Source organism: Novosphingobium sp. (genome assembly GCF_036733805.1).
GTDB lineage: Bacteria > Pseudomonadota > Alphaproteobacteria > Sphingomonadales > Sphingomonadaceae > Novosphingobium.
Genome location: NZ_DAIMZT010000014.1, coordinates 12,606 through 26,092 on the forward strand (window position 1 = coordinate 12,606; position 13,487 = coordinate 26,092).

Consider the following 13,487-nt stretch of genomic DNA (forward strand, 5'->3'; position numbering starts at 1 on the left):
TTCAAAGCGTCTGGCCGTCCTCGATCGAAAATACCGATCCGGTGACTTCAAGGCTGGCGTCGGAACAGAGATAGAGAAGCAGAGGTGAAAGAGCGTCTACGCTCATGATCCGTTTGCGGGGAAAGCTGGAGAGGAGCTGTTTGCCCGCTTCCTGCTGCCAAACCTCCTCGGTCATTTCCGTGGCCATGTAGCCCGGCGCAATGACATTGACGTTCACGCCTTGCGTCGCCCACTCCTTCGCCAGCACGCGCCCCATCTGCAGGACGGCCGCCTTGCTTGCCGAATAAGCGGACATGTATCTCGTCACATGAAAGGCGGTGATGGAGGAGATCAGCACGATTCGGCCGTGCCCACGCGTCGGGGCGCCGTTTTCGATCATGCGCCGGGCCCCTTCGCGCGCGGTCAGGAAGACCCCCCTCTGGTTGGTGGCCATAGTGGCATCGAAGTCATCGACGGACAGATCAAGCGCACTGCCCGGACGCGCCAGACCGGCGTTGGCGACGACCGTGTCGATCGGTCCGAATGCCTCCTCCGCCGCGTTGAACCCCGCGACAATCGATGCCTCATCCGAAACGTCCATGGCCACGCTGAACGCTCGTCCGCCTTCGGCCTCGATGGCGGACCGTAATTCTTCGAGGCGTTCGATCCGGCGGGCCACCAGCACCACTCGGGCGCCCGAACGGGCCAACGCTCGCGCGAAGTGAAGCCCGATGCCGGATGAGGCGCCGGTGACCAGGGCGGTCCGACCTGAAAGATCGAAGCTATATCCTTGCATGGCTGTCACCTATCAAAAAAGTCTGAGGAATCGCATCATGACCTTGGCTACCGTTGTTCCCGCGCGGCGGTGATGCGTGCCTGCATCGCGGGTCCATGCCCTTCGCTGTGATACAACTCCCAGGCGAGCCCGGCGGCGAGAGGCAGTCCGTCCGTATCCGCGAGCATCTTCTTCATCGCGCGCGTCGAGCGGCTGCTGTTTGCGAGGATATCACCGCAGAACCGCGAGGTTTCCGTTTCAAGCCGATCGGGAGGCACGCAGATGTTGGCAAGCCCCACCTCCCGCGCCTCTTCGCCGCTATACGTTCGCGATGCGAACATCATTTCCATGGCCTTGGAGCGGCCGACCCTTCGCTGCAGCCGCTGCGTCAGCCCCCAGACCGGCACCAGATCCCACTTCGCATGCGTATCGGCAAACCGTGCATCGGTTGAGGCGATGATGATATCCGCGGCCAACACAAGCTCGAGCCCGCCAGTATAGCAATGGCCCTGGACCACCGCGATGACGGGAAGCGGCAAGTTGGCCAGCCGCTCGATAACTCCGGCCTCGAAGCGCTCCACCGCGCCCGCTTCCGCGCCGCTGGCCAGATCGTCAAGATCATGGCCCGCGCAGAAGCTGCGGCCGGCACCCTTGAGGACGACACACCCCAGATCGCGCATCTCCACCCGGTCCAGATGAGCGGCAATCTGCCGAAAGCTTTCGACGCTAAGGGCGTTCAACTTCTCGGGCCGGTTCAAGGTGAGCGTGCATATCCCTTCGCTCAATTCGCAAAGTACGAGATCATTCATGGCGCGGTCTTTCCTGGCGGCCGAGGGGGGTCGGAACATGGGCGTCGAGGGTTTTACGGCGGCGTGCAGTCCCTTCACGCGGCGCTATAAGCGTCATCGTCGATCAGGCCGAGAAGGGTTCCCTGATTACCGCCGTCGAATAGCGCGTTGAAATGACGCGGCACATTCTCGAAACCAGACCGAATGTCTTGTCGGGATACGATTTCTCCCGAGCGGACCAGGGAAATGAGTTCACTCGTCGCCGCCGGCATCTCGCTGCGATAATCGCTGCAGAGGAAGCCCTGCATCCGGATGCTGCCGTAAATCAGCCTCATCATGTTAAGGTGAGGGGCGGGCTGACCATCGTTGTAGCCCGCAATTTGCCCGCAAAGAACGATGCGCCCAAACCGCGCCATGTTCTCGACCGCCGCTTCCAGGATTGTTCCGCCTACGTTGTCGTAGTAAATGTCTATGCCGTCAGGACAGTGCGCCTTGAGGGCGGCGGAAACGTCTTCCGTCTGATAGTCGATCGCGGCGTCAAGGCGGCAGCTTTCAACAAGCCATGCGCATTTCTGCGCGCCGCCGGCGATGCCGATCACTCGGCAGCCCTTGACCCGGCCAAGCTGCGCGGCGACTGAGCCCGTGGAGCCGGCGGCGGCCGACACGACCAGCGTTTCTCCAGCGCGCGGTTGGCCGACGCGCAGTAGTCCGAAATAGGCCGTCAAGCTGTTGAGCCCGGCCATCCCGACGACCTCAATCGCCGTCAATCCCTCCGGAATATGCTGCGGTGGGGACTGCGACGGATCGAGGATGTCGTATTCGCTCCAGCAACTCATGCCGACGATCCTCGATCCGACCGGGTATCGCGAATCCTGCGATTCCACCACGCGGCTGGCAGCAAGGGCACGCACGGGAGTATCCAGTGGGATCGAGGGATAGAGACTGTTGCCGGGCGCTTCCATCCAGTTGCGCGTGGTGGGTGCGAAAAGGATAAGGAGGTTGCGAACACGGATCTCACCCTGCCGCAGTGCGCGTGTGGCCTGGTCGCCCTCGACCAGTTCGACATCGTCGAGGCGAAACAGCCCTTCCGGTCTTTTGCGAAGCAACCATTGGCGGCTTGTGAGCGCCATTCCCCGTCTCCTCATCCTGCCCACCCGGTGCGGGGGGCCGTTCCGGGTTCTCACCCAGGCCGCCCGCAAGAGCAAGGCACGAAAGTCTCCTTCATTCGCGGGGCAAAGCTCTAAGCCGTTGTACCTGACAAAAATCCATCAAGCAGGGCGTTGAATTTTGCGGCATGTTCGAGTTGGGCCCAATGGCCGCAGCGATTGAACACCAGGAGCGAGGCGTTCGGCATCAGCGCCGCTGTACGCAGGCTATGTTCGACCGGCACCACACGATCGTCGCGCCCATGCATGATGAGCGCAGGAACCGAGGACTTCTCCAGCGCATGAACCATGTCGTCCTGGCCGACCGCGTCGATGTGCATCGTGGCCAGGCCCTTCAGGAAATTGGTCAGATGGTTCTTGTTGGCCAAGGCATTTTCGGTGCGTTGTCTTATAAGAGCGTCGCTTGCGAACGAACTGTCATACACCATGATCTCGACCAGTCGCCGAACGTTGTCTTCAGTGGGCGTTCGATAAGCCTCGAACAGGATCTTGAGGCCCTCAGTCAATCCGCTTGGCTGGTAGAAAGGCTGTGGCCCGCCCGGCGCTGGGGCGCCCATCGTCACGCAGTGAGTAACGCGCCCCGGATGAAGGGCCGTCACCATCTGTGACGCGATCCCGCCCATTGAATTGCCGACCACCGCTGCGCGTTCGATACCCAAACCGTCCATGAGGCCGATGACGACTTCGGCGTTCACGGCGAAGCGTTTCCCGGTTTCAGGGTTGAACTCGTCGGACTGGCCCCAGCCCGGAAAGTCGAGGGCGATCACGCGATATTTCTTCGCTAATGCCTCTATATTCTGGCTGAAATTGCTCCATGCGCTGGCGCCGGGGCCGGAACCGTGCAGCAGAATGACGGGCGCCCCCTGGCCCGCGTCGTGATATCGAATGCGCCATTTGGGCAGCTGGATGAACTTCTCGGTGGAAGCTTCAGTGACTTGATTCATATTTCTTCTCCATTTTCGTTCGATCCGAATGCGATGGTGTCGTCGCAGTTCAGACCGGGAGCACGAACAGCGTTCGAACCGCCAACGTGTCGTAGATTATCCGTCTCTCGCGCAGCAGCAGCCTGCCCTCGTCGCGTGCGAAGCGGTCGGCGCATCTTCCCGCCTGATAAATGAAGGTCTCGCCGTCCAGACGTGTTTGCACGACCAGATAATTGCTCTGCGCCGAAATCTCGTTCCGGTCTGAACGGGTGATGCGTGTCGCGCTTACGAGGTGCCTGTTCCAATGATCGGGATAGATATTGGCCTCGCGATAGGAGGTGACGCGGTCCTTCATCTGGCGCTTGTTGCGGCACAGGAACATCGGCGCCGGAAGACCGGCTTCGGAATTTTCGCGGGCCCACAATCCGTATGTGCCGTCTTCCGTGAAAAATTCCGGCCAGTCTTCCAGGCGAACTTCGTCCAGGCAGGCCACATATTCGGCGAAAAACTCTTCAAGGCGAAGCCGGTCGAGATAGTTTTCCGAAAGCATCGTCGCCACCGCATCAGTCCTCCATGATCGCGCGATAGCCGCGCCAGAACGCCCGCAGGAGTTCTTCGGTAATCAGTGATGAATGGCCTTCCGGGGCGCCGTAGCCCATCAGCATGGTCGAGGCGTCCCTGCTGCCCGCTGGCGACACTGCGGCCTGCACCAGTTCGGTCGCTTCGCCGTCTTCCATCGAGATATAGCCCGCCGGACCGACGAGATTGGCCTGAAGAAGGCGCATCTCGCGCAGTTCCTCATCATCGTCCTCATAGCCGAACAGATGAAAGACCAGCTCGAACTCGTTCGGCGCCTTTGGGATGATCTGCCGCGCGGCCAGTGTGTTGTGGATCTGTTGCACCACTAGCGACGGGAAAATCGACTGGATGTGATTGGTCACCGGCAGCTCGAACTCTTCCCGCATCCGGATGATCTGAGGGTCCTGCAGCGTGGCGTCGTCCCTGAACGTGGTGACGACGTTCTCGTTGTAGATCGAGGTGTCCTTGCTCCCCTCGTTCTTGACCGCGATGATCGCCGAATGAAGCCCGTGGCGGGAATCCAGAGCGCTCGCGACGTCCATGTTCGGACGGCCGATGTTGAAGCTGTTGTGAAACAGATGCAGCAAGTGGCCGTGATAGGGGTCTTTGACGTTCTCAAAATAAAGCTTCCAGTTCGACTTCATGCGCTGGCGCAGGGTGCCGAGGAAGACGATGGGCTTTTCGAACAAGCGGTCGATCCACGGCCGCATTTCAGCCCCAAGGTAATCGAAAAGCGGCTCCGTTCCGGCGTCGAATGTGCCGAACAAGAGTCCCTTGTAGCCTTCGACCCGCACCGTCTCCAGCCCATGTTCGCTCATGTTGAAGTCGGACGGCATGCCGGCCATCCCCTTCAGCCCCTTGCGGAAGGGCACACCCAGCAGCCTGCCGTCGAGGCCGTATTGCCATTGGTGATAGACGCAGGTGAAGTTGCGCACATTGCCGCGCGCGTGGCGGCACACCTTGGCGCCGCGGTGAATGCACCTGTTTACCCAGGCGGATGCTTTCCCGTTACTGCCGCGTACGAGGACGACCGGCGTGTCGCCGATATAAGTGGACTTGTAATCGCCCGCATTCGGGATTTCCGCCTCGAGCCCGAGAAACGACCACGTGCGTCCGCGGTAAATGCGGTCCTGCTCGCGTTCGAATACCTCCTGTTCAGTGAAGACCCGGTACGGGACATTCACTCCGTCCGCACTGGGCCACCGCAATGGCGTTCCGGCGCGTTCTTTCGACTGTGTGGCCATGAAATCGGTTCCAAGTTCCAGTACGTTGGCTTCTGGTGAAGGAGTAGGCAGCCCCGGGATGAGTGCCTATCGTCCGGCGGAAAGAGATGAACCAAGAGCGCAAGTATCTACGTTACAGGGCAGGTTAGGAGAGGGTGGCTCCGTCAGCCTTTTGCCAAATCTCCCAGTCGCGAAGAACGCCGGCTATTCCGCCCGTTCGTGCCCCCACAGACTAATTCGGTCATATTCGGCAATGGCCCAGTTGGCGCCGACCTGTCTTCCTCCCCATCCGTATTCTACGTCGAAACCCGCCGGCGTGGTGATGTAGAAGGACAGCATGAGATCGTTCGGGTGCCGACCGATCCTTCCGCTGCGATATCCCAGATCCGCGCAGCGCTGATAGCCGCGAAGCACATCGTCGACCTCGCGAAGTTCGATCATGATGTGGTTTAGCCGCTTCGCGCCGGGCAGGGGGGCGATGGCCACCGAGTGGTGGCGCTCATTGCAGTGTAGGAAGGCGATCCTGAGCATGAGACCCGGACCTACGGGGGCGGTGATATAGTCGCTGACGGCCAACCCCAGCGTCTCGTAAAAGGCTGTCCCCCGTTCAAGATCGCTAACCGAAAGCACCATATGTCCCAGGCCCTCCGGTCCGGTCAAAAAACCTTCGGTCAGAGAAGATGCGAACGGGGTGGACGCAAGGGCGTGGTCCCTTACGAACTCAAGGCGCAAGCCGTCCGGATCGCGCAGCCAAAGACCTTCGCCGACCTGCCGATCCCGGCATTCGGCTTCGGTCATGGCGGTCCAGGCGAGACCCGCGGCCTCGAGACGGTTGCGCAGCGTCGACAGCTCCGCGGCGCAACCCAGTTCGAATCCCGCGTAAAGGATGTCGTCGTCGGCTGCTTCATGCAGAGCGAACCGCCATGATAGATCATCCATTCTCAGACGGCGGATGTGCGGATCGTCGGCCAGGCCAAGCCCCAGCGCTTCGATCCCGAAGCGGGTCCACGCCTCGACATCACTGACACCCAAGCCGCAATAGGCCAATTGCTGCATCAACATCCCCTCGATCGGCCATTTTTTCGCTCGTGCGAGCTTATGGTCGAGGGATAGTAAAGCGCCCTCGGCTGCTGCTATCCGATTGCCGCAGCCGATGCAGTGGTTGTGCAGCCAAGAGGGACTTCGCCGCCGATCAGTCGTGCGGCCCCGGCGCGGCCCATTTCATCAGATGCGTGGCGGCGGCAACGAACGTGCCATGCTGATTGTGCACTTCTATCGTGGCCGAACTGCGATCCCGTTCGACGTCAAGAGCCGCGACGGTGTAAGTCAGCCTGACCGTATCGCCGAGATAGACCGGCGCCAGAAAACGGATGCGATCATAACCGAGGGAAAGCGGGATCGCGATGGAGCCGCGTGCTCTCACCATATCCGAAAGCTTGGTCGAACAGGCCGACATGAAACCCACCAGGAGCGCCCCATGCGCGATCCGCCGCTTGAACGAGGTTCCGGCCATATATTCTTCGTCGACGTGATTTGGGGCGAAATCACCCGATATGCCGGCGAACAGATAAACGTCGCTTTCGCTGACCGTTTTCGAAAATGTGGTGACATCGCCGATCGCAACTGGAAGCACTGTCACTCTCCCATCGAGGAAGCCTATTGTAGCTGAGGCTCTGAAACCACGACGACGATCTTGCCGCTCACGCTGCGCGACATAAGCGCTTCGATCGCGTCTCCCGCCTTGTCGAGAGGCAGGCGCGCATGGATTTGCGGCCGGATAAGCCCTTGGCGATACAGCGCCATGAGTTCTTCGTTATTCCGCCGGCTTTCCTCCACTTCGCGTTCCGCGAAGCTGCCGTAGAACACCCCGACTACGGAGCAACCCTTCAGCAGAGGGAGGTTCAACGGAATGCGTGCAACGCCGGCGGGGAAACCGACGACAAGAAAGCGCCCGTTCCATGCCATGCAGCGCAGGGCCGCTTCCGAATAAGGGCCGCCCACCGCGTCATAAACGATATCCGCGCCGCCAGGTCCGCATGCTGCTTTCAAAGTCGCCGCCAACGCCTTCGGATCGATCTCATTGCGCGGATAGACCACCCCCTGGTCTGCGCCATGCTCCAACGCGATCTGAACTTTTTCATCGCTGGACGCGGCGGCGATGACGCGCGCGCCCATTGCTTTACCCAGTTCTACCGCTGCAAGCCCTACGCCTCCCGAAGCGCCCAGGATCAACATTGTGTTGCCGGGTTTGACCATCGCGCGCTGCTTCAGTGCGTAATAGGAGGTGCCGTACCCCATGATGAAGGCGGCGCCTTCCTCGAACGGCATGTTCTCTGCCATCCTGATGCAATGCGTCGCTTCGGCGACCGCCAGTTCGGCCATGCCGCCCCATTTGAGCATCGCGATGACCCGGTCGCCTATTACAAGATCGGCGACGCCAGAGCCCACCTCGACCACTTCTCCCGCCACCTCGGCGCCCGGAGAGAAAGGGCGCTGCGGTTTGTACTGGTATTGGTCGGAGATGATGAGCGCATCGGGATAGTTCACCCCGCAGGCACGGACCTTAATCACCACCTGCCCGGCGCCGGCGATGGGTTCGGGGGCGTCGCCGATGACGAGGTTATCCGGGCCTCCAGCCGCGACACTCAAAAGAGCCTTCATACATCCCTTTCTGCTGAACTGCCGTGGCAAGATCACCACGATCGTAGGGGCGGCGGTGATCCGCTTCGCCCCGACGCAGGTGAGTTATCGGCTCAGATCGAGCGCGACGTCGACGATCATGTCCTCCTGACCGCCGACCATGCGCCGCCGTCCGAGTTCGACGAGGATCTCGCGCGTGTCGATGCCGTAATCGGCGCTCGCCTTTTCCGCGTGCCGCAGAAAGGAGGAGTAAACGCCGGCATAGCCCAGGCTCAAGGTCTCGCGATCGACCCGCACGGGCCGGTCCTGGAGCGGGCGCACCAGATCCTCAGCCGCATCCATCAGCTTATAGAGATCGCACCCGTGCTTCCACCCTTTGCGGTCTGCGGCCGCGATGAAGACTTCCAGCGGCGCATTGCCGGCCCCGGCCCCCATGCCGGCCAGGCTGGCGTCAATGCGGATTGCGCCGCCCTGGACGCCGACGATCGAGTTGGCCACACCGAGCGATAGATTGTGATGCGCATGAATGCCGCGCTCGGTTTCCGGATTCAGGACGCGGTCATATGCTTCCAGCCGATCACGATAGCCGTCCATGTCGAGCGCGCCACCGCTGTCTGTGACATAGACGCAAGTGGCGCCGTAGCTTTCCATCAGTTTCGCCTGCCGGGCGAGTGCTTCGGGCTCGATCATATGGCTCATCATGAGGAAGCCGATCGTGTCCATGCCAAGCGTGCGTGCGGCCTCGATATGCTGTTTCGAGATGTCGGCTTCTGTGCAATGCGTTGCGATACGGACGGATCGCACGCCGAGCGAATAGGCGTGCTTCAGTTCCTCGATTGTGCCGATGCCGGGGAGGAGCAGCGTGGTGAGCCTGGCATGCGTCACCACGTCGGCAACGGCTTCGATCCATTCCCAGTCGGTGTGCGCGCCGAACCCGTAGTTGAACGAGGAGCCGTTAAGCCCGTCGCCATGCGCCACTTCGATGGCGTCGACCTTTGCCTCGTCCAGTGCCTTGGCGATCTTGCGGACATGGTCGAGACCATATTGATGACGGATGGCGTGCATGCCGTCGCGAAGCGTCACGTCCTGAATGTAGAGTTTGGTGGTCGTGGGATCGAAAGGCATCACGCGGCCTCCCTCTGAAGCTTGCGGGCGGCGATTTTCTCCGCCGTCTTGAGGCCCGCTGAAGTCATGATGTCCAGGTTGCCAGCGTACGCGGGCAGATAATGCGCCGCGCCCTCGACTTCCAGGAACACACTGGTCTTGATACCTTCGAAGGCGCCCAGGCCCGGAATCCGCACCGGGTTGTTCGATCCGAACCGTTCGAACTGCACTTTCTGCTTCAGCCTATAGCCCGGCACATAGGCATTGACCTTGGATACCATCGCCTCGATCGCGGTTTCGATTTCCGCTTCCTCAGCGCCTGACGACAGCGTGAACACCGTGTCCCGCATAATCATCGGAGGCTCAGCCGGATTGAGGACGATGATCGCTTTTCCCTTCGCGGCTCCTCCGACCGTTTCGATGCCCTTGGAAGTGGTCTCCGTGAACTCGTCGATATTGGCGCGCGTGCCCGGTCCCGCGGATTTAGAGGAGATGGAGGCGACGATCTCCGCATAATGGACGGTCGCGATGGATGAGACAGCGGCGACGATCGGAATGGTCGCTTGTCCGCCGCACGTCACCATGTTGACGTTGGGAGCGTCGAGATGTTCCTCGCCGTTGACCACCGGAATAACGTAAGGACCGATAGCCGCCGGGGTCAGGTCGATCATGATCTTGCCCGCAGCGGTCACGACCTCGCTATGACGATGGTGAGCGCCCGCGGAAGTGGCGTCGAAGACGATGCCTATTTCCGGCCAGACGGGCAGGGCGACCAACCCATCGATGCCACCCGCCGTAGTGGCGATGCCCATGCGCTCGGCACGTTTAAGCCCATCGGATTCGGGGTCGATGCCGACGAACGCCGCCATTTCCAGAATATCGGATGTACGCATGATCTTAATCATCAGGTCGGTGCCGATATTGCCCGAGCCTATGATCGCGACTTTCACTTTTCCAGTCATTTGCGATCCTCGATAAATGTGAAGCCGCAGGAACCTATCCCGCCGATCGCCGTCCGGACCTGATCGCCAGGTTTAATGGCAACCATCGGGCCCAGCGCTCCTGTCAGCAGGACGTCCCCCTCGCGCAGAGGTTCGCCGCGCTCGGCCAGTGTTTGGGCAAGCCACGCCGCCGCGTTGAAGGGATGGCCAAGACACGCCGCACCGGCTCCCAACGAACTTATTTCTCCGTTGACTTCCAGAACCATGCCGCAGGTATAAAGGTCGAGATCGTCCAGGGGACGACGCTCATCGCCCAGCACGAAAAATGCGGATGACCCATTGTCAGCGACAGTGTCAGCGAAAGTGATTTTCCAATCGGCGATGCGGCTGTCGACGATTTCGATGGCCGGCGCCGCGAATGCTACGGCGGCGGCCAGGCCCCTGGCGTCAATTGACGGATCATTGACGTCGCGCGCCATGACCAAGGCAATCTCGGCTTCGGCTTTCGGTTGAAGCACGCGGGAAGCGCGAAGTTCACCGCCGTTCGCGATCTGCATGTCATCGAAAAGCACGCCGTAATCCGGCTGGTCCACTCCAAGTTGAACTTGCACCGCCTTCGCCGTAAGGCCGATCTTGCGGCCGACGATCCGCCGCCCTTCCGCTTCCCATAAGCGCGTGTTGATTTCCTGCACCCGGTAGGCGTCATCACCGTTGCCGGGCTCCAGAACGTTGCGCATCGGCGCAATCGGGCCTTCCCGGTAAGCCTTGCGCAAGTCGGCGGCCGCAGCCTCGAAGCCGTGCGAACTCATACAATCTCCCAAATTTCGCGATGTCTCAACGGATAGGTCTTCGAAGCCGCGGGCGCAATTCTGGAGACTTGCATTTTCTCATATGACGGGAATATGATTGCTGTATGGAAGAGAACAAGGTGGCGGATCGCTTGCTTCGACTGCTTGACAGAATGGTCCGGGATGAGGGGAAGAATCCTCTGAACGAACATGCTGCGGCGTTGGGCATTCCCTCTTCAACCGCGTATCGAATGGTCCAGACCCTTCGCAATCACGGATTTCTCGCGCCCGCAGAGCGCGGGCATTACGTGGCCGGTCTGACGTTGAGCGATTTCGGGACTCACTGCGATGCCAGCGCGTCGTTGGCCGCTTGCGCGCGGCCGCTGCTCAGGCGCCTTGCTCGCGAATGCCGGGCGACCGTGCATCTGGGTGTCATGGATGGCGACATGATTACTTACGTCATTAAGGAGCACGGAGGAGGGACGCCGCTGTTCACCGCGGAGGGTGGTCAGCTTGAGGCTTATTGCTCTGCCATCGGGCGCGTGCTCCTGGCGCATATGGCTGACGCCGAACGGGAAGCCTATCTGACTGCCGGTCCTTTCGTGCCTCTGACAAGGCGAACCGTGATTGATCCTCAGTCGATCCGCGAGTTGTTGGCTGAGACGCGCGAGCGTGGCTATGCTATCGATGATCGGGAAATTGCCGATGATCTCGTGTGTGTGGCGGTGCCTGCGTTCCGGGGCGAAAGCGTTGTGGCGGCCATTTCTCTTTCCATGACCGACTCCGTATTGGAGCTTGAGCGGGCGCTTAGCGCGCTTCAGGCGTGCGCGCTAAAGGTTTCCCGGCGTATCGGTAAGATTAATCGCACTGGAGACGGCGCGAGGAGATCGCCTATCCCGATGTCATCTTCGTGCGTATTACCCTTGCATGAGTTACAACACTCCTCCCGTGATTGAGGAAGATGACCAATCTTCGGACAAGCTGGTGCGCAGGTGGCGGCCTGCGCTCAAGGCGTTTTTCCTGCGCCGGCTGCAAAATCGTTCGGAAGCGGAAGACCTGACGCAGGAGGTCCTGATACGCGTTCTTGAACAAGGAACGGGGCGGGGGGACAGCTATGTGTTCCAGATCGCGCAGAATCTCCTGATCGATCGTCAGCGCAGAAGTGCGGTTCGCGATCGCTATCGCGCGGCAACTATCGCAGAGCAGGATCGCCATCGCGATCCGCTGGACGCGCACAGGATCCTTCAGGAGCAGGAGCAGTTGACGATCGCCATGGCGGCGCTGGCGGCTTTGCCGGAACGCACGCGGGCGATCTTCATTCTTTACCGGTTCGAGAAGATCAGTCAGGGCGATATCGCGATGGCCTATGGGATATCCGCCAGCGCCGTCAAACAGCAGGTTGCGAAAGCAATGGCGACTATCGCGCGTGCCCTGAAGGAAGAGCAATGACCGCCGTCGAGGATCAGGCACGCCCCGACCGCGATGAGGAAGCCGCGGCGTGGTGTCTTGAGCTGGCCGATGGTGAGCTGCCTGCGGAGCGCCGTGTCGAACTGGACCTTTGGATACAGGACCCGGAAAATTACCAATCCTTCCAGCGAGCGGCAGAAGTTTGGGACATTACCGAGGCGATAGGCAGCACTCCCGAGGTCGTCCGCATGCGCGCGCAAGCGCTGGAAGCCTACCGTGTGGCGAGCGCCGCGCGTTGGAGAAAACAGGGGAACGGTCGCTGGGGTCGCGGCTTCTGGACCTTCGCTGCCGCCGCCGCGGTCGCGGCGGTATTTCTGGTCGTCTGGCTCATGAACCCGGCTGCAGACGCTTACCGAACAGGGATAGGCAAGACGCAGGTGGCCCTGCTGGAAGACGGTTCCCGCCTTTCGCTGGACGCCGATACGGAAGTGAAGGCCAGTTTCGACTCCAGGCGGCGGTCCCTGGTCCTGAACAAGGGGCGCGCCAAATTTGATGTGGTGCATAATCCGCTTCGGCCTTTCTCCGTGTCGGTGGGGGACAAGGTTGTCGTTGCAACGGGAACCTCGTTCAGTGTCGAGAAGTTGGGCGGTGAAGTGCACGTGATCTTGTTTGAAGGACATGTCGCGATTCTTGATGGCGACGGCCGCGCCGTTGGATCAGGCCGCCAGCAACGACCGATCGATGATATGCTTAAGCCAGGAAGTGAATTGACACTTCCCGCTGTTGGCCGTGGCGCGGCTCATGTCGGGCAGGTCGATTTGTCGACGAGTTGGAGGCAGGGACAAGTCAGCTTTGATGACGAGCCGCTTCCGCTGGCGGTGGAACGCATGAACCGCTATCTGCCCGAACCGCTTGAAGTGGCGGACACCGGGGCCGCTTCGGTTCGCGTAACAGGCGTCTTCGAAGACAATGACCCGGCGGGCTTTATAGATGCATTGCGCCAGTTGAGTGGCGTTCGCGCGCAGCGGCAGGGTGGAAGGATATTGTTGAGTAAGCCATGAGGGAAGCGAGCGTTTTTCTTCGTTGGATGGAAGAAAGGTGCTGACTGCGCGGGGTGCTTTTGCCGCTGCGATATGTCTTCCGGCGGCGTGTGTGTCTTTTTCGGCGGATTGCC

At 60.7% G+C, this 13,487-nt stretch carries 15 protein-coding genes; 3 read left to right on the forward strand and 12 right to left on the reverse strand.

Translation table 11 applies throughout. The annotated features are described in order from the left end of the window. Position 1: 1 nt before the first annotated feature. From V7D69_RS05445 to V7D69_RS05500, 12 genes are all read right to left on the reverse strand, one after another. Entirely contained in the window at positions 2–775 is a 774-nt protein-coding gene (locus tag V7D69_RS05445) for an SDR family NAD(P)-dependent oxidoreductase (protein ID WP_333605274.1), read from the reverse strand. 47 nt (positions 776–822) lie between these two features. Continuing rightward, entirely contained in the window at positions 823–1,563 is a 741-nt protein-coding gene (locus tag V7D69_RS05450) for an enoyl-CoA hydratase/isomerase family protein (RefSeq protein WP_333605275.1), read from the reverse strand. A gap of 74 nt (positions 1,564–1,637) precedes the next feature. Continuing rightward, complete coding sequence (locus V7D69_RS05455) at positions 1,638–2,672, reverse strand: NADP-dependent oxidoreductase (protein WP_333605276.1); 1,035 nt, start codon at positions 2,670–2,672, stop codon at positions 1,638–1,640. 110 nt (positions 2,673–2,782) lie between these two features. Next, positions 2,783–3,652 carry an alpha/beta fold hydrolase gene (locus V7D69_RS05460; protein ID WP_333605277.1) on the reverse strand — a complete coding sequence of 290 codons (870 nt, stop codon included), beginning with the start codon at positions 3,650–3,652 and terminating at the stop codon, positions 2,783–2,785. Positions 3,653–3,701: 49 nt separating this feature from the next. Next, positions 3,702–4,181, reverse strand: coding sequence for an aromatic-ring-hydroxylating dioxygenase subunit beta (locus V7D69_RS05465; RefSeq protein ID WP_333605290.1), 480 nt, complete (start codon positions 4,179–4,181; stop codon positions 3,702–3,704). Between the two features lie 13 nt (positions 4,182–4,194). Then, complete coding sequence (locus tag V7D69_RS05470) at positions 4,195–5,454, reverse strand: Rieske 2Fe-2S domain-containing protein (protein ID WP_324064042.1); 1,260 nt, start codon at positions 5,452–5,454, stop codon at positions 4,195–4,197. A gap of 183 nt (positions 5,455–5,637) precedes the next feature. Beyond that, the gene (locus V7D69_RS05475; RefSeq protein ID WP_324064043.1) at positions 5,638–6,489 is read right to left on the reverse strand and encodes a VOC family protein; all 852 of its coding nucleotides are present in this window, start codon (positions 6,487–6,489) and stop codon (positions 5,638–5,640) included. Positions 6,490–6,625: 136 nt separating this feature from the next. Further along, positions 6,626–7,072, reverse strand: a complete 447-nt coding sequence (locus tag V7D69_RS05480; protein WP_324064044.1) for a MaoC family dehydratase — start codon at positions 7,070–7,072, stop codon at positions 6,626–6,628. A gap of 17 nt (positions 7,073–7,089) precedes the next feature. Then, on the reverse strand, positions 7,090–8,094 hold the full coding sequence (locus V7D69_RS05485) for an NADPH:quinone oxidoreductase family protein (RefSeq protein ID WP_333605278.1): 1,005 nt from the start codon (positions 8,092–8,094) through the stop codon (positions 7,090–7,092). Positions 8,095–8,178: 84 nt separating this feature from the next. After that, positions 8,179–9,198, reverse strand: coding sequence for a 4-hydroxy-2-oxovalerate aldolase (gene dmpG / locus V7D69_RS05490; RefSeq protein ID WP_324064046.1), 1,020 nt, complete (start codon positions 9,196–9,198; stop codon positions 8,179–8,181). After that, on the reverse strand, positions 9,198–10,139 hold the full coding sequence (locus tag V7D69_RS05495) for an acetaldehyde dehydrogenase (acetylating) (protein WP_324064047.1): 942 nt from the start codon (positions 10,137–10,139) through the stop codon (positions 9,198–9,200). Before V7D69_RS05495 ends, dmpG begins: the two co-directional genes overlap by 1 nt. Continuing rightward, complete coding sequence (locus V7D69_RS05500; protein WP_333605279.1) at positions 10,136–10,927, reverse strand: 2-keto-4-pentenoate hydratase; 792 nt, start codon at positions 10,925–10,927, stop codon at positions 10,136–10,138. Before V7D69_RS05500 ends, V7D69_RS05495 begins: the two co-directional genes overlap by 4 nt. 104 nt (positions 10,928–11,031) lie before the next feature. On the opposite strand from V7D69_RS05500, the gene V7D69_RS05505 reads away from it, so the two are divergent. From V7D69_RS05505 to V7D69_RS05515, 3 genes are read left to right on the forward strand one after another with little or no spacing between them, the layout of a single operon-like run. Further along, complete coding sequence (locus V7D69_RS05505) at positions 11,032–11,862, forward strand: IclR family transcriptional regulator (RefSeq protein ID WP_324064049.1); 831 nt, start codon at positions 11,032–11,034, stop codon at positions 11,860–11,862. After that, positions 11,834–12,355: an RNA polymerase sigma factor gene (locus V7D69_RS05510; protein WP_324064050.1), complete on the forward strand. Its 522-nt coding sequence runs from the start codon at positions 11,834–11,836 to the stop codon at positions 12,353–12,355. Before V7D69_RS05505 ends, V7D69_RS05510 begins: the two co-directional genes overlap by 29 nt. Next, positions 12,352–13,374, forward strand: coding sequence for a FecR family protein (locus tag V7D69_RS05515; protein WP_333605280.1), 1,023 nt, complete (start codon positions 12,352–12,354; stop codon positions 13,372–13,374). The genes V7D69_RS05510 and V7D69_RS05515 overlap by 4 nt, the downstream gene beginning before the upstream one ends. Positions 13,375–13,487: the final 113 nt, after the last annotated feature.